Consider the following 21,062-nt stretch of genomic DNA (forward strand, 5'->3'; position numbering starts at 1 on the left):
AAGCTAGATTCTACCCTCAGAATCTAGCTTTTTTTTTGAATATAATCTAGTATGCAATTGTTGTTAAAACAAAAACCAGAATTAAAATCCAAAGTTAACCCCAAAATTCAGACCCCACTGAAATTGGTTAAACGATTGTGTTTTTAGTGGATTGATATAATAATTTAGACCAGGTTCAACAAATAAGCGTGTTTGTTTAAGTATTTCATATTGTAAAGTACTACTTAGTTTAGAACCATATACGAAGTTATTTACATCTAGATTGCCTCCTATTGAATTACCATCTAAGAAAATTTCATTAGAAATTAACTTTCCTATAAAACCGCCCGTGTTAAGCATTATAGCTGCTTTGCTTGTGCTTAAAATAGAATAAGAAATTTCAAGAGGCATTTCTAGGTATTGTAATTGTTGGTCAATATTACCAGTTAGATTACTTGTTCCACTACTTTGAACTTTTTGATTGCTATTGTCAGATGAAAAAACATAATTTCTATTTGTCGAAATATATTCAACACTTGGATTTGAAGCAAAAAAATCATTTGTAATTCCAGCAGCTAATGTGTTTTGGTTTTTATTATAATAAGAAACGTTAGCTACAGATTGTCCTAATTCATTGATTTTGAAACCAGAACTTACAGCCCATTTTTTATTGAGTTTGTAATTTGTTTTAACACCATATCCAGTATTTTGTTTTGATTCAATATCATTACCCAATGTTTTTTTATTGCCATAACTTTGAGAGTTTACAATACCCGCATAAAGACCCACTGACCATTTTTCTTTTAAAAGATCTTTTTCAGCTTTTGGTTCTTCTTTATCTTCCTTATTATTTAATCTGTTTTCTAATTGTTGTAATTCAAGTGCAATTTGTACTTTATTCAATGAATCGTTAAAAGATATAAGATCTTTTTCAGAGCTAGTATTTAGAGCTAATTCCTTCTTTTGATCTGTTTTTAAATTGCTATTAACTTCAGTAATGTTTTGTTTATATAGAGAACTATTGGTATCATTTTGTGACGCAGATCGGATATTACTATTTAAAGCAATTGCTTCGGTTTTATTCTTGTTTATCGTATTACCAATTTTAGTATTATTTGGGTCAGCGGAAGAATTATTTGTGCCGTTTTTTGACGATGATTGCGTATTGTTATTTGAAACAATTGTTTCGGTTTTATTCTTGTTTATGGTATTACCAACTTCAGTTTTGTTTGGACTAGCTGAAGAAGTACTTTCGTTAATTTTTGTTGATTGTACGTTGCTAGAAGTAATTATCGCATTTTTATCTCTGTTTAAATTGTTATCAACTTCAGTACTATTCACTTTAGATGAAGACGTTTTAGCGTTATTTTTTGATGATTCCGCTATTGAGATAGTTTTATTGTTTAATTGTATTGAAGGCTTATTTTTTTTATTGATTGAAGTTGTTGTGTTCTTAGTCGATTCTTGATTCTTGTTTAATGTTTTATTAGTTACCGGATTATCAGATTCAGCAACAGTTATTGTCGTTTTACTATTTAAAGGAGTAGTATTAATAGTAGACGGGGTTGTATTTGATTTCGAGTTGTTTTCTTGATTATCTAGAACAACATTATTATTCTTTATCAAAGTGTCATCTTCATTTGAGTTAAAATATAGACCAGACGTGATGGCTAAACCTATTAAAAGACTAGCAGCTAACGACCACCAAATGGCTGTTGCTTTTTTCTTTTTAGGTTTGTCTAGTTTTTCTTCAATCATAGCCCATAATTCTGGTGGCGGTACACTAGAAAAATTTTCTATTGAAGAAAAAACATCTTCTATTTTTTTCTTTTTCATGCTATTTTAAAATTTAATACGGCCAAAATTTTTGTTTGTAATATTTTTTTCGCCCTATTTAAGTTTGATTTAGAAGTCCCTTCGGTAATTTGTAGCATTTCTGCAATCTCTTTGTGTTTCATCTTTTCGAAAACAAAAAGATTAAAAACCATTCGGTATTGGTCGGGTAAATCCTGAATATATTCGATTAGTTTTTCTTGTGATATCGGAATAGCTTCTAGTTCTTCCTCTTCGATGATTTCTGTTTCAGAATCAAAAACATCCAAAAAAAGATAATCTCTTTTTCTCTTTTTTAGAGTTTCTATGAGTTTATTGATGAAAATTCGTTTCATCCATCCCTCAAAACTACCTTCGAATTTATATTGCTTTATTTTTTGAAAAACGATTATAAATGCTTCTTGAAAGACATCTTTTGCATCATCTTCATTCTTCATGTATTTTAGACAAATTCCATACAATACAGGAGAGAACAATTGATAAATTCTCAATTGCCCTCCTCTGTCATTGTCAATGCACTTTTTTATAAGTAAGTCTAAATTGTCTTCCAAAAAATAATTTTAAAGTAAATTAGATTGCAATAAGGTATTTGTATATTTAATATTCTACTTCTTGTAAGTAGAGCTGTATCCGTCAGGGAAATTGTTTATAATAATTAGATTGTTAGAATCTAATTTTTCGATAACATAAGTTATTCCTTCAAAAGTGATTAAATCACGCTCTAGATTGTCAAATACGCTGATACCTTTAGTAATAAGATATCTGCTATTTCTTATTTCAACATTGTTTTTATATGTAATCACTTTTCCCTCAGATGTAAAAACAAGTTTTTTAGTGCTCCCAATACTTTTTGGAGTTGAGGTGTAGCTACCGTTTTGTCCACCTGTAGATTTTTGCCAAGTCCAACTTCCATGAAGTTTAGTTATTTTATCAGACTTAAAAATTACATTTGCAGAATAAGTCGAGACAGAAATAATAACTAGAAGAGCTAAGATTATTTTTTTCATTTTTTAAGAAATTAATAAATTTATGTTAATTGTTTAACGTGCAAAGTTAGATTAGTTTCTTAATACTGCAATTTTATCTTTAATTGCTTTCTTAAATGTAATTATTTCTGGGCTTTGATCTGGTGTATTGTTGTTGTCTATGAATACTTTAGTGACTTTGTTGCCTTGACTTAATTCAAAGAATATTCCTCCTTGGTCAGTAGAATCTGGGCTGCCATAAGTCTTAGTTCCACCATCTAGATTTAAAATTTCAGTAGGAACTAGTTTTACAAAATCAGAATAATCTCCTTTTTTGTTCAATGTTTGAAAGTTGTATTTGCTAAAATCATATTGACCAACAACTACATTAAAGTATTGAAGTACATTTAGATTATTGATATTAAAAAATAATTGACAATCAGGACCCGTACATTGACTGCTATAACTTCCTATAACAACAAAATTTTTGTTTTGGCTTACTTTATTTAAGTAGATAGGTTTGTCAGTTTTTGGAATTAAAACAAAATCATATGGATTTGTTGCAGGGGTATTACCTGCTTCATTTGGAAGAGGCTCTTTTTCATAGTATTGTACTATTATTTCACAAGTGTTTTCTACTATAGAGCTAATTTTTATTTCATATCCACCAGTTGGTTTTGGTCCAGAAAAAATACCAATCAAATAATTTTTGGTAAAATCGATATTAGGATTTACTGGAGTTACTGATGTAGGACAAGGATTCGTATTTTTGATAAAAAAAGAATCCATTTTTTCTTGCGTTTTTATTGCTACAGCCATAGGTTTAGCTGGCATCTCTTTTATAGTATAGTTGCATTCTAAAGGAAAACCAGAAAAAGTAACATTACTATAATCACCACAGCTTTGATATTCATTATCAGCGTTCAAAGAACAAGAACTGATCCCCAAAGCAACAAATAGGCCTAAAATAATTTTCTTCATTTTTAATATTTTAAAAGATTATACATTAGTAGATGATATAAAGTGGAAAAGGTTGCGTCGAAGTTGAAGTTTTTTTATAAAAAATATTTTTGTGTTTGAAATAAGATCGTATAATGGGAAAATTTTAAAACTCAAAAAAAGATTCTCTTCTTTGAGAGTAGTTATTATTGTGTATTTTTACTCTTTTATAAAAGTCTCTATATGTTGAATCTGTTTCCTTTTTTATTGGTCTTTCTTATTGCTTTACTCATTGGGGCTTTTATAGGTAAACTTATTTTTTCCGCACGATTTCAATCAGAGAAAGTAAGTTTAAACGAAAAGTTAATTGCTTTGACAAATCAATTCCAACAGCAAAAAGAACATTTTCTATCAGAAAAAAATAATTTCGAAAAACAACTTCAAGCAACAAATTCTGATAAAGAAATTATTCGAACAGAAAAAGATAGCCTTGCGATTCAGCTTTCGAAAAAAGAAGTTGATTTTGAAAATTTATGGGAACGTCATAAAGAACAAAAAAATGAAGTAGAACAACTTCAGGAAAAATTTACCAAAGAGTTTGAAAATCTTGCAAATAAAATACTCGAAGAAAAATCGACAAAATTTACTGCGCAGAATAATGAAAATATGAAAAATATCTTGTTGCCCTTACAAGATAAAATAATAGGCTTTGAAAAGAAAGTAGAAGATACACATAAAGAAAGTATTGATTATCATGCGGCTTTACGTCAGCAAATAATAGGATTAAGTGAAATGAATGCTCAAATGAGTAAAGAAACGCTGAACTTGACCAAAGCCTTAAAAGGAGATAGTAAAATGCAAGGGAATTGGGGAGAGCTGGTTTTGGAACGAGTTCTCGAAAAATCTGGTTTAGAAAAAGGAAGAGAGTACGAAGTACAACAAAGTTTTACTAATGAGATAGGCCTTCGCGTACTTCCCGATGTTGTGATTCATTTACCAGATGGTAAAAAAATGATTGTAGATTCTAAAGTTTCTTTAACAGCATATGAAAAATGGATTAACGAAGAAAATGATAGCTTAAAAGCAGATTATTTAAAAGAGCATGTGAATTCTATAAAACGTCATGTTGAGCAACTCGGAAATAAAAATTATCATGATTTATATCAAATAGAAAGTCCTGATTTTGTATTGCTTTTTATACCAATAGAGCCAGCCTTTGCAATAGCGCTAAATGAAGAAGCTACCTTATATAATAGAGCTTTTGAAAAAAACATTGTAATTGTTACACCAACTACATTATTAGCGACTTTGCGAACTATCGATAGCATGTGGGCAAATCAGAAACAACAAGAAAATGCCTTTGAAATAGCTAGACAAGCCGGAGCATTATATGATAAGTTTGAAGGTTTTATTGCCGATTTAATTAAAATAGGTAATAAAATAAATGATTCAAAAACCGAATATGAAAATGCTATGAGTAAATTAGTCGAAGGACGAGGGAATTTAATTACAAGCGTAGAAAAGTTGAAGAAAATGGGAGCAAAGGCTAAAAAGTCACTTCCAGAGAATATATTGGCAAGAGCAAATAACAACGAAAACTAAATTATTAAACAAATATTAGGATGAAACGATTTCTGGGAATTATCATTGGTATTGCAGCTATAGCTCTAATTGGGTATTTTAGTTTTATTTATTATGTACCTTATAGTACAGGAATCCGTTCGGGTGAATTAATCAGGCTCAGTCATAAAGGAGTTATGATGAAAACATGGGAAGGAGAACTGAGTCAAGGGATTTCTGGAGCCCAAATATTCTCTTTCTCCGTTTTAGATGGTGACAAAAAAGTTATAGAAGATTTAAAAGTGCTTCAAGGAGGTTATGTAAAATTGGAGTATGTCGAAAAATATAAAACATTTCCTTGGTGGGGAGAAACGCGTTTCTTTGTAAAGGCCGTAGAAAAAGAAGATTCCCCATTTAATGTAAAATAATATAGAATATGAGTACAAATACAAATTTTAAAACAGTAGCCTGTTCAAGAATAAGCATTTCCGAATTAATGCTTCCGTCGCATACTAATTTTAGCGGTAAGATACATGGAGGCTACATATTATCATTGCTAGATCAGATTGCTTTTGCCTGTGCATCAAAATTCTCAGGTAATTATTGCGTAACAGCTTCAGTAGATACAGTCAATTTCCTAAAGCCTATTGAGGTAGGAGAATTGGTAACTATGAAAGCTTCTGTTAATTATGTAGGTAAAAGTTCAATGATTGTGGGTATTCGTGTCGAGGCCGAAAATATTCAAACAGGAGCTATAAAACATTGTAATTCTTCTTACTTTACAATGGTTGCTAAAGATAAAGAAGGAAAGAGTGTTCTTGTTCCAGGACTTATTTTGTCAAATCTTGAAGAAGTAAGACGTTTTTGTAAAGCTCTGAAACATATAGAAGTCAAAAAAGAGGTCGAAAATCATGCAGAAGAATATAATTATAGTTCAATCGAAACATTGGCAAGTTTAAGTAAATACAATGTTTTATTAGAACTAAATTAAAATAGTTTTTCGTGTAAGTTTTAGCGTTGTTTTAAGAACCAAAGTAGATTAAAATTCGTAACTTTAAGAAAGAGCATTTAACTATCGTTAATGACCTAATCTCTTTTCAGAATAGTTCTATTTTTGATTTATGTCTGTTGTTGGTTTGTTTTTGTCAATAGGCTTTTTTCAAAAAATGTCATGCAATGTGTTTAATCTTAATTGCTGAAGATTATGAAAAAAAGTACTTTTTTAATTTTATTACTTACCGCTAATTTTATTGCAGCACAAGATAAAATAAGAACTTCAATAGGTGTTATTAATTTTGAAGCTTCAGTACCTTTCTTTGAAGAGGTAAACGCAGTCAATAAATCGGTAATTATGGTTATGGAGCCAGAAACAAGTAGTTTTGTTTGCGTGGCTGTGATGAAAGATTTTCGATTTAAAATGGATTTAATGGAAACTCATTTTAATCAAAATTATATCGAAAGTGATCGGTATCCGAAAGCTATTTTTAAAGGTAAAATTGGGAAATTCGACATGAAAGATATTACTGAAACGCCAAAGGAATACATCATTAAAGGGAAACTTCAAATTCATGGTAAAATAAAACAAATAGAAGTAAGTGCAAAACTTAAAAAAGTACCCGAAGGCATAGAAATTATTTCAGATTTTCCACTTAATACAGATGATTTTAATATTAAGATACCATCAATGATAGAAAGTAAAATATCCAAAAAGGTAAATACAAGTTTGGTAGGAATAATGAAATAAATGTTATTTTAAACACACTAAAAGTGCTGGTTTTAAATTTGAATATTTAAATTTAAAACCAGCATTTTCTATTTTTCTAGAAGAAACCCGTTGTCCGGTTAATATAATTTTACCCATTTCTCCTGTGATTAATCGTACTACAAAAGCTGGTATTTTAGGTAACCAAATAAAATAACCATATACATTCGCCAAAGCTTTAGAAAAAATAGCATTAGTAGTGTCATCAGTTACAGCTGCATTATAGGCACCATTCATATTGGTATTTGTAACTGCAAGAAGATAAATGCTGCATAAGTCATCAATATGAATCCAGGGCATATATTGTTTTCCTGTACCTACAATAGAACCGAAACCATACTTAAAAATTGGAACCAATTTTTTTAAGAACCCATCATCTTTACCCAAAACCAAACCAGTTCGTATTATAACAGTGCGGATTCCTAGTGATTTGATGCATCCGGTAGCAGCTTCCCATTTTTGGCAAGTTGCTCCCAAGAAATCATTTGCTGCGGGAGTTTCTTCGGTACAAATAGTTTCACTTGTAAAAGCACCATAAATACCAACAGCCGATGCTGATATAAATGCATCCAAGGATTTATTATTCTTTTTTAAAACAGAATAAATGAGCTCAATAGGTTTTTCTCTACTATCTATAATTTCTTTTTTGCGTTTATCAGTCCATTTTTTTGAAGCAATACCTTCACCAGCAAGATGAATAATGTAATCTGCTTTTAAAACTGAAGCCTCATCGATATAGTTGTTTTCTATATTCCATTTATAATAGGTGATATCTTTGCTAGGTTTTCTTTCGGTGCGAGTTAATATAGAGACCGAATACCCATGGCTAATCAATAACGCAGTAAGTTCTTTTCCTATAAAACCAGAGCCGCCAGTTAATAAAACATTTTTACTCATAATAGTTTATAATATATTTAACACCTTGTTTTGTTTAGCATTACGTAAATATAATTAAACGTTGCTTATCTTTATACTCAATTAAAAAAAGTAAGTGCTATGGGAACTAAAAAAGAGATATTGACAAAAGATAAAATTGTTTCTTTATATATGAATTACGTTTTAGAACATGGGCAAAATCCCAAATCGGTTTTCCATTTTGCTAAAGCAAATGATTTTGAAGAATCCGAATTCTATACTTTTTTCGGAACATTTGAAGGATTAGAGAAAGAAATTTTTAATCTTTTTTTCGAAAACACACTTGAATTATTAGATAAAAACCCAGAGTACCAAGAGTATGATATGAAGAATAAAATGCTCAGTTTTTATTTTACTTTTTTTGAATTGCTAACTGCAAACCGTAGTTATGTTATTCAAGCTTTGAAAAGTAATTCTAATCCGATAAAAAACTTAGTAAAATTAACTACACTTCGTGATAGTTTTAAAAAATATATCAGTCTCATTATAACAGATGATTATCGAGTTCAGCAAGAGAAGCTTCAAAATTTTCAGGAAAAAGCAATTCAGGAAACAGCATGGATGCAACTTTTGCTTACGCTTAAATTTTGGGTAGATGATGCATCTCCCGCTTTTGAAAAAACAGATCTTTTTATCGAAAAATCTGTAAATGTTTCTTTTGAATTGATGAATGTAACACCATTGAATCATTTGCTTGATTTTGGGAAATTTATTTTTAAAGAAAAAATATATAGCAAACAATGAAAACTATCGACTATATCCCAACTTCCAAAATTGAAAGAGCGAGCAAACTTGTTCAAACAGGAGCTAAAATTGGAGTAAATTATTTAAAGTACTACGGAGAAAAAATTGTAAATCCAGATGTAACCCGCGATAAACTAAACGAGAATAATGCCGAAGACATTTACGACGGACTCAAAAGCTTAAAAGGAAGTGCACTTAAAGTAGCGCAAATGTTAAGCATGGACAAGAATTTCTTGCCACAAGCCTATGTCGAAAAATTTTCTTTGTCACAATTTTCAGTGCCGCCACTTTCAGCACCTTTAGTGCTAAAAACGTTTAAAACTAATTTTGGCAAAACCCCTTATGAAATTTTTGATGAGTTTAATCCCAACTCAGTAAATGCTGCGAGTATAGGTCAGGTGCATTTGGCTGTAAAAAATGGAAAACAACTAGCAGTAAAAATTCAATATCCAGGAGTTGCTAATAGTATTTCTTCTGATTTGGCATTGGTAAAACCCATGGCAATAAGAATGTTTAACCTACAAGGAAAAGATTCTGATAAATATTTTAAAGAAGTAGAAGATAAATTAATAGAAGAAACGAACTATTTGTTAGAATTACAGCAAAGTCAAGAAGTTGTTGAAGCCTGTAAAAAGATAGAAAATCTAGTTTTTCCTAACTATTATCCAGAGTTTTCTTCAGATAAAATCATCACAATGGATTGGATGACCGGAATTCATCTTTCAGAATATACAGCCAAGAAACCAAATCAGGAAGAATCTAATCTTATAGGTCAGGCACTTTGGGATTTTTATATGTACCAAATTCATATATTACGTAAAGTTCACGCCGATCCGCATCCTGGGAATTTCTTGGTAAACGATAAAAATCAGTTGGTAGCTTTAGATTTTGGATGTATGAAACAAATTCCAAATGACTTTTACATACCCTATTTTGAGTTAATCAATAAAGAAGTTATTACAGATAAAGAACTTTTTAATCAAAAACTATTCGAATTAGAAATTCTTAGAACAGATGATAGCAAAGAAGAAATAGAATATTTTACAGGAATGTTCCATGATTTATTATCATTATTTACAAAACCATTCCAGTCAGATACATTCGATTTTTCTGATGAAGAATTTTTTGATAATATAGCTAAGTTAGGCGAACGTTTCTCAAAAGATACAAACCTCAAAAAGATGAACGGAAATCGCGGTTCGAAACATTTTATATATATGAACAGAACATTCTTCGGGTTATATAATTTAATGTTTGATCTAAAAGCAAAAATCCAAGTAAATAATTATCAGAAATATTAGGAGCTTAATCCAGCTTCCCGATAGCTATCGGGACACTATATCTCTTGTGGTGAACACCACCACAAGAGGATGTCGTTCCCATCTGGACTAGAAACAAAAAAAAAATAAAGCCTCTGTCAAAGTTCAAACTCAGACAGAGGCTTTAAAATTTAGATATTAACTACCCGTTGGATACGATTAGTTTTAACACATAGAAACATAGATTTTGGTATTCTTAAAATAGGCGTTTCACTTGTTTAAAATACACAAAGCTAGCTATGTGAAAGAAATGTATTTCTTTTTTCGCTCTTTTTTTTACATAAAATCTATGTTTCTATGTGTTAAATAAAACTTTTATTACCCGAGCAGAATAGACGAAATAATTACACCAAACGGATTATTATCTCAAAATTCCTTTCTTATAAGTTGCAATCGCACGATCTCTTGCAAAAGCATGTTCAATCATAGGTTCATTGTACCCCAAATCAAATTCAGGAATCCATTTTCGGATATAAATTCCCTTTTCATCAAATTTCTTGAGTTGAATTTCGGGATTAAAAACTCTAAAATAAGGAGCAGCATCACAGCCCGTTCCTGCAGCCCATTGCCAATTACCTACATTTGAAGCCAATTCATAGTCAAGTAATTTTTCGGCAAAATAGGCTTCGCCCCATTGCCAGCTGATCAATAAATGCTTGCATAAAAAACTGGCAACAACCATTCGAACCCTGTTATGCATATATCCAGTTTCATTAAGTTGTCGCATTCCAGCATCGACCATTGGATAACCAGTAGTTCCAGAACACCAACGCTGGAAATCTTTCTCGTTATTTAACCATTGTATTCCATCGTAAGCCGATTTAAAATTATGGTTAATAACATTCGGGAAACTAAATAAAATTTGAATAAAAAACTCTCTCCATATTAATTCACTTAAGAAAACCTGATTTGTATGAGCAGCCCAGTTTATTAATTTTCGGATACTAACAGTGCCAAAACGTAAATGAGGGGAAAGGTAAGAGGTTGAATCTAATGCAGGGAAATCCCTTGTTTCTTGATAATTCGAAATGTTTTTTAAATTATGTGGTTGTACTTTTATAGCACTTTTTTCAAAACCAATTTGGTTTATTGTTGGGAATACAAATTGACTTGTATGAAAATTTGAAAAAAGCTTTGTTGCGTTATATTCTTTGGCTTGACCCAGAACTTTATATTTTTCTAACCATTTATTTTTATAAGGCGTATATATAGTATAAGGTAAACCATCCGATTTAGTGATTTCCTTTTCTTCAAATAGTACATGATCTTTATAAGAAAGTACCGAAATACTATTTTGTTTTAATAAATCAGAGATTATAAAATCTCTTTTTATGGCAAATGGCTCATAATCTTTATTAAAAAACACTTCCTGAATATCGAATTCTTCGATGAGAGATTTCCAAATTTCAGTAGTTTCTCCCTTTTTTATCAAAAGAGAACTTCCTATAGTATTTAATTCGGTATTGATTTTTTCTAAAGAATCATATATAAAACTAACTCTGGAATCATCTTTTGGTAAGCTATCCAAAATTGCCACATCAAAAATGAACAATGGAATAACTGGAAAATCGGATTCAAGCGCATGAAATAATCCGCGATTGTCATCCAATCGTAAATCACGTCGAAACCAAAAAACACTAACTTTTTGTTTACCCATTATCTAATATTAAAAATTTCTTCAACCTTCTTATGGCGGTATTCAAAAATTGATTTCAGTTCATTTCTCACAACAAGTGCATTTACAATGCGTCCGATAAAACCAAACGGAAGAGCATAATGTACAATGTCAGTCATTTGAGTTCCATTTGCAGTAGCTTCAAAAAAATGTTTGTGATGCCATAATGCATAAGGACCAAAACGTTGTTCGTCTATAAAATAGCTGTTTTCTTTTACAACCGTAATTTCAGTCATCCAGTTTAGCTTAATCCCTAAAAGTGGAGCTATTTTATATTGAATGATTTGTCCGGCATATACCAATTTATTATCATAATCGGTAACTACAAAACCCATGTTCGTAGGAGTAATTACTTGTAGGTTATTGGGATTCGAAAAAAATGCCCAACATTCTTCTAAACTAGCATTGATGTGCTGAACAGATTCTTTTTTATATACTTTCATGATTCTTTATTAGATTTTGTAGTATTTAAAAGGCACAAACAACATCCCGAAACATTCACCATGTTCCTTGCCCAAATGTTTATGATGTACTTTGTGCGCTTTTCTTAACCCGATAAGATATTTGTTTTTGGTGTTTTTAAACCATTTAAAGCGTTGATGAATCAATACATCATGAACCATGAAGTAACAAAATCCATAAAAAGTCAATCCCAACCCGATAAAAAACAAATAATTGATGCCATCTATAGTTCCAAAATAGAATAGTAAAATACTAGGGATTGCAAAAATCACAAAGAAAATATCGTTTCGTTCAAACACATTAGTGTATTTAGGCTGATGATGATCAGAATGAAAATACCACATAAAACCATGCATAACGAATTTATGAGTACACCAAGTAACGCATTCCATAAAGAGAAACGTACCTATAAAAATTAAAAAGAAAATCATTGTTGTGTTTTTATTAAAAATTATACCATTTTCAGTTTATAAGAAACAAAAGATTTGGCTAGTAATCCGGCTTTAGAATAATTAGAAACTCGAATTCTTTCATTCCCAATCTCATGACAAGGGGTGTTCTCTAGTTTTTTCAAAAGCTTTTTATAATATATGTAAGCAGTATAAACGCCAAATTTAGCTTCGACAGGAAGTTTTGTAATTCCTTGATAGGCTATTTTAAAATCTTCTTCAATCTCTTCTATGATTTTATTTTTTGAAGTTTCATCAAATGAGTTTAAATCGATTCCAGGAAAATAGTTCCGGTTTAAAATTAGATTATCATCTTTTAAGTCTCTCAAAAAATTCACCTTTTGAAAAGCAGAACCCAATCGCATTGCTTCCATTTTTAGCTTTTCGTATTTTGAATCACTACCAGAAACAAAAACTTTAAGACACATTAAACCTACAACATCGGCAGAACCATAAATATAATCTTCAATTTCTTCCTTATTAGTATAGTCAGATTTTACTAAATCTAGTTTCATACTTTTTAAAAAAGACTGGATTAAATCATCTGAGATATTGTATTGTTTTACAGTTTGCTGAAAAGAATTCAAAATAGGATTAAGACTTATACCAGTTGCGATTGCTTTATAATATTCTTTTTCAAAATCATCAATTAGATATTTTTTATCAAACCCATGAAACGAATCTACAATTTCATCGGCAAAACGTACAAAACCATAAATGCTATAAATTGCATCTCTTATGCTTGGAGCTAACATATATACAGCCAAGGAAAAAGAAGTACTGTAGCTTTGGGTTATCAGTTTGCTACATTTAAACGAGACATTATCAAATAACTGTTTCATATTTTTATGATGAAAAGGATTTGTTTATTAATTCGGATACTAGTTTTCCTGATATCAAAGCAGGAGGGACGCCAGGTCCAGGAACGGTTAATTGTCCAGTAAAGTATAAATTTTTTACTTTTTTACTTTTTAGTTTAGGCCTTAAAAAGGCAGTTTGTAATAAGGTATTAGCCATTCCGTATGCATTGCCTTTGTATGCATTGTAATCTTCGATAAAGTCATTTTTACAAAAAGACTTCTTAAATATGATATTGTTTTTAATAGATTGTTGAGTGACAGCTTCAAAACGAGTAATTATTTTATCAAAATATTCTTCTCGAAGTACTTCAGTATCTTCTATTCCAGGAGCAAGCGGAATTAGAAAAAAAGCACTTTCCATTCCCTCAGGAGCAGCTGTTTTATCAGTTACCGATGGGAAGTTGGCATAAAATAATGGAGCTTCTGGCCACTTGGGATCATCATAAATATCGATAGCATGTTGGTTGAAATCTACATCGAAGAATAAAGCATGATGCGAAATGGTTTGAATTTTTTTATCAAATCCAATATAAAATAGGAGAGAAGAAGGAGCAAAAACACGGCTTTCCCAATAGGAGTCCGAATAAGCTCGATGCTTTTTGTCTAATAATGTTTCGGTATGTTGATAATCGGCACCACTTAAAACTATATCAGATGTAATAATTTCGTCATTAACAATTAATGCAGTTGCAATATTATTTTTGACTATGATTTTATCAATGTTAGAGTTAGTTTTAAAAGTGACTCCAAGTTCTTTAGCAAGGCTTTCGATGCCACGAACAACATCATACATTCCGGTTTTAGGATGCCAGGTTCCTAACCCGAAGTCAGCATAATTCATGAAATTATAAAAAGAAGGAGTGTTGGATGGTTTTGCACCAAGGAATAAAACTGGAAATTCTAGAATTTGAATCAGTTTTTCATTTTTAAATTTCTTGCGGATATCTTTGCTGACTGTTCCAAAAAACTGATTCAACTTTTGTGTAGTTTCAAGTGTTATCAATTCTAAAGCAGAAACTCCAGGTCGATATACTAATTTTTTTATAGCAATATCATAATTGCTTTTGGCTTGTGATATATAAGTAACGAGTTTCTTCCCACTTCCTTTTTCAATAGATTCAAAGGTTGCAGCAATTTCTTCTAAATTATCAGTGATAGTTATAAATTCATTAATTCCAAAATAAACGCGATATGCAGGATTAAGCTTTATTAACTCATAGTAATCAGCTGTCTTTTTATCAAAATCATTAAAGAAATTTTCGAATACATCAGGCATCCAATACCAGCTTGGTCCCATATCGAATGTAAAACCATTGCTTTTTAGTTGTCGGGCTCTACCACCAATAGTGGCATTTTTTTCATAAATGGTTACGTCATATCCGTGCTTGGCTAAGTAGCAAGAAGCAGATAAAGCCGAAAAGCCAGAACCTATAATTGAGATTGTTTTTTTCATTTGTTTAACAAAATTACAAAATAATTAAACAAAAATATTATATCTGCGTCACTAATTCTTCAATGGAGTTAAAAATGTGGACTTTTTGATTTAGATTTTCGGTTTCAATGTATTCTACCATTTTGCCAATTAGCCATATTTCGTTGGAGTTGTTTAATAATTCCGAACTCATAGTGCTTACATATTGATTGACAATATTACGGTCAGGTTGTATGGTGAGATAAGAAACAAAAGTGATATTGTCAAAATGATTGTTGAGTTCTTTTAGGTTTTCTATAGGCATACTTTCGCCTAGGTAAATTGTCTTGTAACCTTGAAGAAGAATTTCGTATTGTATATACATTAATCCAAGTTCATGAATTTCATTCATTGGTAATGAAAGCACGTATATTCTGTCTGTTTTTGTTGGTTTTTGAACTTGAAGTTTCTCAGTATTTATGTGTAGCTTTTGTTTAATTAAGTTGCTTATAAAATGTTCATGAGCAGGCGATATGGTTTCAGATTGCCATAGTAAGCCTAATTCATTCAATAGCGGGATAAACACTTGATAAAAAACTTCTTTAAAAGGTTTTTCAGTGGTTAACCAATTAAATGTATTAAAGAATGATTCTTGATCAAAATTCATCATTGCCATTTTAAAGGAACTAATGGCGTGATTTTTTGCGTTTTTGTTAGAAATGATTTCTCTAACTAATTGTGGAATTTTTTCTTGAGGATAAGTTGCTATTTTCGAGATCTTATAACCATATTCGTGTAGTAGTGTAATGTTTAGAAGTTTTTGTAAACTAGCTAAATCATATAAACGAATGTTGGTTTCGGTGCGCATAGGTTCAAGGATGTTGTATCTCTTTTCCCAAATGCGAATGGTGTGTGCCTTAATTCCAGAAAGGTTTTCAAGGTCTTTTATGCTAAAAACACTTTTTATGTTGTTTATCATTAATTGATATTTGATAAACAAATTTAGCTTAATTTCTATAAATATGCTTAAAATAAGAAAATAATTGATTTTGGCTTATTCAAAATTTATAGACTGATAGGAGTTGAGTTTGTCAAGATGTAATACAGTTTTGGTATTGTCTTTACTTCGATTGTACATTGGGTCAAATTTAGCTCCATACAATACCTCTTTAAAGGTGTACGAAGTTCTAGCTGCAACAGTATTACTGTACATATCATCAAAAGTTTTAATGAACACCAAAATTTCTCCATGGGTAGAGGCAAAGTCTTCTTTTGTAAATTTATACAATGGGCTTTTCTCGGTTATGGGGTGTACCAATGTCCAACTAAGTGTAAGGGCATTTATCCGATTTAGTTCTAATTCTAGAGAATAGAATTTGTTAGTCATTACGCCATTTTCTTCAATACTAATCCCTAGAGTGATTTTAGCTTCGGCATCAGTAAAGTTTGTATTTTTAAAAGGAACAAGACGAATCATTAAAGCTTTGTCTTCTTTGTAAGGACTAATTAAAGCATTATGTGAGAATTTAAGAAATGCTGTTGGTCTGCTAAATCTTCCAAAGAATAACCCAGTTGCAATAGCAAAACTTAGTAAACCTATTAATGCTTCAGCTGCCGATAGGGAGCTTGTAAGGAAACCTGTGGGACTAATGTGTCCGTAGCCTACGGTTGTGAAAGTTTGAGCGCTAAAAAAGTATGCTTGCCCAAATTTTGCCCATTCGCTTTGAGAAGCAACAATTCCGTCTAAGTGTTCAATGCCAATTGCATAATAGACAATTGCAAAAATGAAATTGATAGAGATATAAAAGGAAAATAAAATAAACATAAATTTCCAAGTAGGCATATCGATCATGGTGTGGTACCAGCTAATACGACGTAATAGATGCATTCCTCTTTTTTCAATATTTGGAGAACCGTCCTTATTTACAAAGCGTCCTCCATAATTATTAGAGTTAGTTCCAAAACCAGAATTCTTATCGGTTTCGGCTTTAGTGTTTATCTTTTTCAGGATCGACATATATGTTGTATAGAATAAGTTTTAGACTAAGCTAGGTCAGATTGATAGCTCAATATCCTATCAAATATAAGGATAAGTTAGAATACAAAAAAAAGCACCCAACTTTTACTTTGTAAAAAGAAAAGTTGGGTGCTTTTTTTATGCTTTTTTATTTGCAGAAAGTAGCTTTGTTTTTGCTAGCACTTTGACTGCCTAATTCTATAGCTTTTGTAAAATCTTTACAAGCATTTTTTTTATCTTGAACTTGAGTGTAACAAGTACCTCTTAAGTTATAGGCTATATAGTCTTTGGGGTTTAAAGCAATTGATGAAGTACAATCTTTAATAGCTGCTTGAAAGTCTTTTAGCTTGTAGTTTACATTAGCTCTTCCAGTAAAAGCATCAGCGTTCATCGGGTCTAATTCGATTGTTTTATTAAAGTCTGCAAGAGCTCCTTTTATGTCATTTAGTTTAAATTTCGCAACGCCTCTGTTTTGGTATGCCTCAGTAAAGTTTGCTCTTAGTTTAATAGCTTTAGTGTAGTCAACTATTGCGCCTTTTGTGTTTCCGTTTTCCGCTTTCCTTAAAGCTTGATCAAAATAATCTGATCCAGATTGGCTCCAGCTTACACTTGTTGCTAAAAATAATAAAATAAGTAATGAGTGTTTCATATAAAAATTAATTAGTAGGTTTAGAATGTTTAACGTGTTTTGGGATTGTTTATTATAACAAAAAAAGCAAAATATCAATATTGACATTTTGCTTTTTTGTTATAAGCTTGAATTACAATAACAATAGTGTTTACTTCAATAAGAGTAAGGTTATTGTTTTTTTATAATGTCAAAAAAAAAGGTCAAGTAAATTAATTACTTGACCTTTTGTGACCCGACTGGGGCTCGAACCCAGGACCCCATCATTAAAAGTGATGTGCTCTACCAACTGAGCTATCGAGTCATTAATTATCAAAGAAAGTATTTTGTTTAATCACAAAAATTTTGTGACCCGACTGGGGCTCGAACCCAGGACCCCATCATTAAAAGTGATGTGCTCTACCAACTGAGCTATCGAGTCATTGTTATCAATGAATATTATGTTTGATCACGAGTTTCGTGACCACGGTGGGATTTGAACCCACACGCCCTTTCGAGCACCACCCCCTCAAGATGGCAAGTCTACCGTTTCTCCACGTGGCCTAAAAAAAAAGGCCAAGTACCTATTACTCGACCTTATTTGTGACCCGACTGGGGCTCGAACCCAGGACCCCATCATTAAAAGTGATGTGCTCTACCAACTGAGCTATCGAGTCTTGCTATCAAGGAAAGTATTTTGTTAAATCACAAATTTTGTGACCCGACTGGGGCTCGAACCCAGGACCCCATCATTAAAAGTGATGTGCTCTACCAACTGAGCTATCGAGTCATATTCTTTCCTTGAATGCGGGTGCAAATATAAGGAGTTATTTTCGAAGTTTCCAAGCATTTTTGTTATAAATTTGTCTTTTTTTTGGAAAAATTTCCAATGTCTTAGTTTATAAGGTTTTATTAGTATGAAAAAAATTGTGTTATTAGGGTATATGGGTTGCGGTAAGTCAACAATTGCTCAAAAATTATCGAATATTACAGAAATTCCATTTTTAGATTTGGATAAATGCATCGAAAATAAGGTTAATTTAACCATAAATGAGATTTTTGATAAGCATGGAGAGATATATTTTAGGAAATTGGAACATGAAACATTCTTGGAATTGCTACAATCGCCAGAAGAAATCATTATAGGTTTAGGAGGAGGGACACCTTGTTATGCTGATAATCATGAATTATTGAATAAAGAAGGGGTGATTTCTATTTATTTAAAAGCATCTATCGATACATTATATGGACGCTTACTACATAATAAGAGTAAACGCCCACTTATTGCTGATAAAAATGAGGACGAGATGAGAGAGTTTATAGCGACACATCTCTTTGAAAGGAGTTTTTATTACAATCAAGCCAAATACAAGGTGAGCGTAGATGAGAAGACTATAGACGAAACGATTTCTGATATTCTTGAACTTTTAGCTTAAGAAGGCATAATCGTTATTGTTATCATCAAATACAACTTGTACGTGTTCTAGTAAAGATGTTGAAAGAGATATTCCTTTAAAGTCGGCTTTCACAGGGTATTTTTTGTGGTTTCTGTCAACTAGAACGGCAGTTTTGAATTTCTTTAGTGGAACATCTAGAAAATGTCGGACAGCATATATTAGAGTGGTTCCTGAGTTTAATACGTCATCTACAAGAACTAATCCTTTGTTGGCGTATTGATCTTTGGAGAGAGAGGTGTTTATAGGGGATTCGGGTTTTTGTTTGTTTATCTGTACTTCGCAAAGAGATACTTTAATGGTAGAGATGGATTCTAATGCTGTCGCTAATTTTTTAGCGAATATAAAACCATTGGATGCGATCCCGGCAATCACGATTTCATCATCCCCTACAAATGTTTCGTATATTTGATAGGCAATTCGTTTAATTTTATGTTCGATTTCTTGGTTTGTTAAGATGATGTTTTTGCTCATTGTAGTTTTTTTTAAAATAATAAAAATTAAATGCGTGTAGTTTAGGTGTTATTCAGATTCGTCTTCGTCGTTAGTGATGTCGTTTCCAAATTCATCAATATCCCTGCGATCCTTTTTGGTTGGTCTACCTGTTCCGTTTTTTCGGTAATGTTCTTTGGATAGTTTTAGTAATTCCAGATGAGCATATGCTTCAGCAGGAGTCTCGTTCTTTCTGTATATATCGACAAGTTTCGCGCCAACTCTATTCTCTGGGATGTCAAGAACGGTTATGATTTGAGTAATTTGATCTTTTCGAAATGTAATTTTGTCTGTCGGAAAAACTTCTTTAGAAGGTTTTGCAACTTGGCCATTCACTGTGACGTGGTTTTTTTTGCATGCCTCGGTGACTAAATTTCGAGTCTTGTAATAGCGCACGCACCATAGGTATTTATCTATTCTCATAAATTTTCAAAAATCGGAGTTAAATTCTTTACAAAAATAAATCAATATTGTATCTTGCGCACCTAAAAATCAACAATAATGAACAAAATTAAATATTATTTTATTTTAACTATTGCAACTCTCTCTCTATTTTCTTGTTCTAAAAGCGATTCGGCGTCTATAGAGCCTCTAAGAGATTATACAGAGCAGTATAATACGGATATTGCTGATATTGAAGATTATTTAGATAAAAATTACATTATAGTTACTAATAAGCCTGGGGAAACGGAAGATCAAAATGTAAAAATTGAAAAAATTACTGATGCAGCAGATCCAGCTCAGCGATCTATAAAGTCGTATTTGAATAGTCCTACATTTCCAACTTTAAAATCTAAGATTGTAGATCTACATGGTGTTAAATATAAGTTGTACTATATGGTATTGCGAGAAGGGACGGGAGAATCGCCATGTAATGTTGATGGGGTTTTGACTTCTTATAATGGAACCTACTTAAGTAAAAAAGCTGCGACAACAGCAGGTGAGCCTTCTGTTATAACAGCTACTCAGTTTGAAGAAGTGGTGTTTCCGCAGACTTTCTTGAATTTGTTTCAAACGATAAAAGGGTGGGGGGAAACTTTTCCGAACTTTAAAGTTGGTACTGCAGTAGGAGATACTGAAACTGGTGCGATAAAATATAATGATTTTGGAGCAGGAATTATGTTCTTGCCTTCGGGATTAGCATATTACGCTGGAGGTGGTGGGTCAATACCGTCTTATACTCCTTTGGTTTTTAGTTTTAAATTATATGCATTGCAGCGTTTAGATCATGATGGAGATGGAATTTTGTCATATTTAGAGGATAAAGATGGAGATGGGTATGTGCGTGATATGCGTAGTAAAACGGAGTACCCTGATAGGGAAGGTGAGTATCCGGATGATACAGATCAGGATGGGATTCCTGATTTCTTAGATACCGATGATGATGGAGATGGGTATAGTACTAAATTGGAAATTAAAGATCCTCTTACAGGTAAGCCATATGCGTTTGATAAGATTCCAGTTTGTCCTTCAGGTAAGAAAAATTATTTAGATCCTACTTGTCATCCATAATGAATGAGGTGAATAAAATATTAAAGCGGCTACTATTATATAGTAGCCGCTTTTTTTATGTCCTTATATATAGGTGCAATATTCGACTATACTATATAGGAGGAGTT

The 21,062-nt window shown here is 31.7% G+C and carries 23 protein-coding genes and 5 tRNA genes; 8 read left to right on the forward strand and 20 right to left on the reverse strand.

All coding sequences use genetic code 11. From position 1 onward, the window contains the following. Positions 1–81: 81 nt before the first annotated feature. Genes OIU80_RS18220 through OIU80_RS18235 form a run of 4 tightly spaced genes read right to left on the reverse strand, consistent with a single transcriptional unit; the run spans position 82 to position 3,758 of the window. Positions 82–1,815 (reverse strand): hypothetical protein, encoded by a 1,734-nt coding sequence (locus OIU80_RS18220; RefSeq protein ID WP_264288407.1) that lies wholly within the window; start codon positions 1,813–1,815, stop codon positions 82–84. Then, the gene (locus OIU80_RS18225; protein WP_264288408.1) at positions 1,812–2,363 is read right to left on the reverse strand and encodes an RNA polymerase sigma factor; all 552 of its coding nucleotides are present in this window, start codon (positions 2,361–2,363) and stop codon (positions 1,812–1,814) included. The genes OIU80_RS18220 and OIU80_RS18225 overlap by 4 nt, the downstream gene beginning before the upstream one ends. Positions 2,364–2,417: 54 nt before the next feature. Then, the gene (locus OIU80_RS18230; protein WP_264288409.1) at positions 2,418–2,819 is read right to left on the reverse strand and encodes a hypothetical protein; all 402 of its coding nucleotides are present in this window, start codon (positions 2,817–2,819) and stop codon (positions 2,418–2,420) included. A gap of 51 nt (positions 2,820–2,870) precedes the next feature. Next, positions 2,871–3,758, reverse strand: coding sequence for a protease complex subunit PrcB family protein (locus tag OIU80_RS18235; RefSeq protein WP_264288410.1), 888 nt, complete (start codon positions 3,756–3,758; stop codon positions 2,871–2,873). 201 nt (positions 3,759–3,959) lie between these two features. On the opposite strand from OIU80_RS18235, the gene rmuC reads away from it, so the two are divergent. From rmuC to OIU80_RS18255, 4 genes are all read left to right on the forward strand, one after another. Beyond that, on the forward strand, positions 3,960–5,318 hold the full coding sequence (gene rmuC, locus OIU80_RS18240; protein WP_264288411.1) for a DNA recombination protein RmuC: 1,359 nt from the start codon (positions 3,960–3,962) through the stop codon (positions 5,316–5,318). A gap of 20 nt (positions 5,319–5,338) precedes the next feature. Then, complete coding sequence (locus OIU80_RS18245) at positions 5,339–5,704, forward strand: hypothetical protein (RefSeq protein ID WP_039112203.1); 366 nt, start codon at positions 5,339–5,341, stop codon at positions 5,702–5,704. Between the two features lie 8 nt (positions 5,705–5,712). Continuing rightward, a complete protein-coding gene (locus OIU80_RS18250; protein ID WP_264288412.1) occupies positions 5,713–6,267 on the forward strand; it encodes an acyl-CoA thioesterase in 555 nt (184 codons plus the stop codon). A 213-nt stretch (positions 6,268–6,480) separates the two neighbouring features. Beyond that, the gene (locus tag OIU80_RS18255; protein WP_264288413.1) at positions 6,481–7,020 is read left to right on the forward strand and encodes a YceI family protein; all 540 of its coding nucleotides are present in this window, start codon (positions 6,481–6,483) and stop codon (positions 7,018–7,020) included. A gap of 3 nt (positions 7,021–7,023) precedes the next feature. Here the strand turns inward: OIU80_RS18255 and OIU80_RS18260 are convergent, their stop codons facing one another. Further along, positions 7,024–7,935: a TIGR01777 family oxidoreductase gene (locus tag OIU80_RS18260; RefSeq protein WP_264288414.1), complete on the reverse strand. Its 912-nt coding sequence runs from the start codon at positions 7,933–7,935 to the stop codon at positions 7,024–7,026. A gap of 99 nt (positions 7,936–8,034) precedes the next feature. Between OIU80_RS18260 and OIU80_RS18265 the strand changes: the two genes are divergently transcribed. Together OIU80_RS18265 and OIU80_RS18270 are read left to right on the forward strand one after the other, a co-directional pair. Then, complete coding sequence (locus OIU80_RS18265) at positions 8,035–8,697, forward strand: TetR family transcriptional regulator C-terminal domain-containing protein (RefSeq protein WP_264288415.1); 663 nt, start codon at positions 8,035–8,037, stop codon at positions 8,695–8,697. Next, positions 8,694–9,998 (forward strand): ABC1 kinase family protein, encoded by a 1,305-nt coding sequence (locus OIU80_RS18270; RefSeq protein ID WP_264288416.1) that lies wholly within the window; start codon positions 8,694–8,696, stop codon positions 9,996–9,998. Before OIU80_RS18265 ends, OIU80_RS18270 begins: the two co-directional genes overlap by 4 nt. Before the next feature lie 379 nt (positions 9,999–10,377). Here OIU80_RS18270 and OIU80_RS18275 read toward each other — a convergent pair whose 3' ends face one another. The 13 genes from OIU80_RS18275 to OIU80_RS18335 form a co-directional block, all read right to left on the reverse strand. Next, the gene (locus OIU80_RS18275) at positions 10,378–11,673 is read right to left on the reverse strand and encodes a cryptochrome/photolyase family protein (RefSeq protein WP_264288417.1); all 1,296 of its coding nucleotides are present in this window, start codon (positions 11,671–11,673) and stop codon (positions 10,378–10,380) included. Then, positions 11,673–12,134, reverse strand: coding sequence for an SRPBCC family protein (locus tag OIU80_RS18280; RefSeq protein WP_264288418.1), 462 nt, complete (start codon positions 12,132–12,134; stop codon positions 11,673–11,675). Before OIU80_RS18280 ends, OIU80_RS18275 begins: the two co-directional genes overlap by 1 nt. A gap of 9 nt (positions 12,135–12,143) precedes the next feature. Further along, the gene (locus OIU80_RS18285; protein WP_035628707.1) at positions 12,144–12,584 is read right to left on the reverse strand and encodes a sterol desaturase family protein; all 441 of its coding nucleotides are present in this window, start codon (positions 12,582–12,584) and stop codon (positions 12,144–12,146) included. Positions 12,585–12,604: 20 nt separating this feature from the next. Further along, a complete protein-coding gene (locus OIU80_RS18290; protein ID WP_264288419.1) occupies positions 12,605–13,444 on the reverse strand; it encodes a phytoene/squalene synthase family protein in 840 nt (279 codons plus the stop codon). Between the two features lie 4 nt (positions 13,445–13,448). Continuing rightward, a complete protein-coding gene (locus OIU80_RS18295; protein ID WP_264288420.1) occupies positions 13,449–14,915 on the reverse strand; it encodes a phytoene desaturase family protein in 1,467 nt (488 codons plus the stop codon). A 37-nt stretch (positions 14,916–14,952) separates the two neighbouring features. Next, complete coding sequence (locus tag OIU80_RS18300) at positions 14,953–15,852, reverse strand: MerR family transcriptional regulator (protein ID WP_264288421.1); 900 nt, start codon at positions 15,850–15,852, stop codon at positions 14,953–14,955. A gap of 75 nt (positions 15,853–15,927) precedes the next feature. Next, the gene (locus tag OIU80_RS18305) at positions 15,928–16,890 is read right to left on the reverse strand and encodes an ion channel (RefSeq protein ID WP_264288422.1); all 963 of its coding nucleotides are present in this window, start codon (positions 16,888–16,890) and stop codon (positions 15,928–15,930) included. A gap of 148 nt (positions 16,891–17,038) precedes the next feature. Beyond that, on the reverse strand, positions 17,039–17,539 hold the full coding sequence (locus OIU80_RS18310; protein ID WP_264288423.1) for a tetratricopeptide repeat protein: 501 nt from the start codon (positions 17,537–17,539) through the stop codon (positions 17,039–17,041). A gap of 210 nt (positions 17,540–17,749) precedes the next feature. Then, positions 17,750–17,822 (reverse strand) — tRNA-Lys (locus OIU80_RS18315). Between the two features lie 44 nt (positions 17,823–17,866). After that, positions 17,867–17,939: transfer RNA gene (locus tag OIU80_RS18320), tRNA-Lys, on the reverse strand. A 39-nt stretch (positions 17,940–17,978) separates the two neighbouring features. Next, positions 17,979–18,061: transfer RNA gene (locus tag OIU80_RS18325), tRNA-Leu, on the reverse strand. A 40-nt stretch (positions 18,062–18,101) separates the two neighbouring features. After that, positions 18,102–18,174: transfer RNA gene (locus OIU80_RS18330), tRNA-Lys, on the reverse strand. 40 nt (positions 18,175–18,214) lie between these two features. Beyond that, positions 18,215–18,287: transfer RNA gene (locus tag OIU80_RS18335), tRNA-Lys, on the reverse strand. 127 nt (positions 18,288–18,414) lie between these two features. Here OIU80_RS18335 and OIU80_RS18340 point away from each other — a divergent pair. Continuing rightward, the gene (locus tag OIU80_RS18340) at positions 18,415–18,933 is read left to right on the forward strand and encodes a shikimate kinase (RefSeq protein WP_264288424.1); all 519 of its coding nucleotides are present in this window, start codon (positions 18,415–18,417) and stop codon (positions 18,931–18,933) included. Here OIU80_RS18340 and OIU80_RS18345 read toward each other — a convergent pair. Both OIU80_RS18345 and OIU80_RS18350 read right to left on the reverse strand, forming a co-directional pair. After that, the gene (locus OIU80_RS18345; protein WP_264288425.1) at positions 18,925–19,425 is read right to left on the reverse strand and encodes a phosphoribosyltransferase family protein; all 501 of its coding nucleotides are present in this window, start codon (positions 19,423–19,425) and stop codon (positions 18,925–18,927) included. The two genes, OIU80_RS18340 and OIU80_RS18345, sit on opposite strands and share 9 nt — an antisense overlap. A 48-nt stretch (positions 19,426–19,473) precedes the next feature. Continuing rightward, entirely contained in the window at positions 19,474–19,866 is a 393-nt protein-coding gene (locus OIU80_RS18350) for an RNA-binding S4 domain-containing protein (RefSeq protein WP_195738429.1), read from the reverse strand. A gap of 78 nt (positions 19,867–19,944) precedes the next feature. On the opposite strand from OIU80_RS18350, the gene OIU80_RS18355 reads away from it, so the two are divergent. Continuing rightward, positions 19,945–20,955: an FKBP-type peptidyl-prolyl cis-trans isomerase gene (locus OIU80_RS18355; protein WP_264288426.1), complete on the forward strand. Its 1,011-nt coding sequence runs from the start codon at positions 19,945–19,947 to the stop codon at positions 20,953–20,955. The last annotated feature ends 107 nt before the right edge of the window (positions 20,956–21,062 follow it).

Source organism: Flavobacterium frigoritolerans, from assembly GCF_025847275.1.
Lineage (GTDB): Bacteria > Bacteroidota > Bacteroidia > Flavobacteriales > Flavobacteriaceae > Flavobacterium > Flavobacterium frigoritolerans.

What these genes read in the sequence shown, in the direction of transcription:
- OIU80_RS18290 (WP_264288419.1), bottom strand. Translation starts at nt 13,444, where the DNA reads ATGAAACAGTTATTTGATAATGTCTCGTTTAAATGTAGCAAACTGATA.
- rmuC (WP_264288411.1), top strand. Translation starts at nt 3,960, where the DNA reads ATGTTGAATCTGTTTCCTTTTTTATTGGTCTTTCTTATTGCTTTACTC.
- OIU80_RS18350 (WP_195738429.1), bottom strand. Translation starts at nt 19,866, where the DNA reads ATGAGAATAGATAAATACCTATGGTGCGTGCGCTATTACAAGACTCGA.
- OIU80_RS18295 (WP_264288420.1), bottom strand. Translation starts at nt 14,915, where the DNA reads ATGAAAAAAACAATCTCAATTATAGGTTCTGGCTTTTCGGCTTTATCT.
- OIU80_RS18355 (WP_264288426.1), top strand. Translation starts at nt 19,945, where the DNA reads ATGAACAAAATTAAATATTATTTTATTTTAACTATTGCAACTCTCTCT.
- OIU80_RS18230 (WP_264288409.1), bottom strand. Translation starts at nt 2,819, where the DNA reads ATGAAAAAAATAATCTTAGCTCTTCTAGTTATTATTTCTGTCTCGACT.
- OIU80_RS18285 (WP_035628707.1), bottom strand. Translation starts at nt 12,584, where the DNA reads ATGATTTTCTTTTTAATTTTTATAGGTACGTTTCTCTTTATGGAATGC.
- OIU80_RS18270 (WP_264288416.1), top strand. Translation starts at nt 8,694, where the DNA reads ATGAAAACTATCGACTATATCCCAACTTCCAAAATTGAAAGAGCGAGC.
- OIU80_RS18255 (WP_264288413.1), top strand. Translation starts at nt 6,481, where the DNA reads ATGAAAAAAAGTACTTTTTTAATTTTATTACTTACCGCTAATTTTATT.
- OIU80_RS18340 (WP_264288424.1), top strand. Translation starts at nt 18,415, where the DNA reads ATGAAAAAAATTGTGTTATTAGGGTATATGGGTTGCGGTAAGTCAACA.
- OIU80_RS18275 (WP_264288417.1), bottom strand. Translation starts at nt 11,673, where the DNA reads ATGGGTAAACAAAAAGTTAGTGTTTTTTGGTTTCGACGTGATTTACGA.
- OIU80_RS18345 (WP_264288425.1), bottom strand. Translation starts at nt 19,425, where the DNA reads ATGAGCAAAAACATCATCTTAACAAACCAAGAAATCGAACATAAAATT.
- OIU80_RS18265 (WP_264288415.1), top strand. Translation starts at nt 8,035, where the DNA reads ATGGGAACTAAAAAAGAGATATTGACAAAAGATAAAATTGTTTCTTTA.
- OIU80_RS18310 (WP_264288423.1), bottom strand. Translation starts at nt 17,539, where the DNA reads ATGAAACACTCATTACTTATTTTATTATTTTTAGCAACAAGTGTAAGC.
- OIU80_RS18220 (WP_264288407.1), bottom strand. Translation starts at nt 1,815, where the DNA reads ATGAAAAAGAAAAAAATAGAAGATGTTTTTTCTTCAATAGAAAATTTT.
- OIU80_RS18260 (WP_264288414.1), bottom strand. Translation starts at nt 7,935, where the DNA reads ATGAGTAAAAATGTTTTATTAACTGGCGGCTCTGGTTTTATAGGAAAA.
- OIU80_RS18245 (WP_039112203.1), top strand. Translation starts at nt 5,339, where the DNA reads ATGAAACGATTTCTGGGAATTATCATTGGTATTGCAGCTATAGCTCTA.
- OIU80_RS18235 (WP_264288410.1), bottom strand. Translation starts at nt 3,758, where the DNA reads ATGAAGAAAATTATTTTAGGCCTATTTGTTGCTTTGGGGATCAGTTCT.
- OIU80_RS18300 (WP_264288421.1), bottom strand. Translation starts at nt 15,852, where the DNA reads ATGATAAACAACATAAAAAGTGTTTTTAGCATAAAAGACCTTGAAAAC.
- OIU80_RS18250 (WP_264288412.1), top strand. Translation starts at nt 5,713, where the DNA reads ATGAGTACAAATACAAATTTTAAAACAGTAGCCTGTTCAAGAATAAGC.
- OIU80_RS18305 (WP_264288422.1), bottom strand. Translation starts at nt 16,890, where the DNA reads ATGTCGATCCTGAAAAAGATAAACACTAAAGCCGAAACCGATAAGAAT.
- OIU80_RS18280 (WP_264288418.1), bottom strand. Translation starts at nt 12,134, where the DNA reads ATGAAAGTATATAAAAAAGAATCTGTTCAGCACATCAATGCTAGTTTA.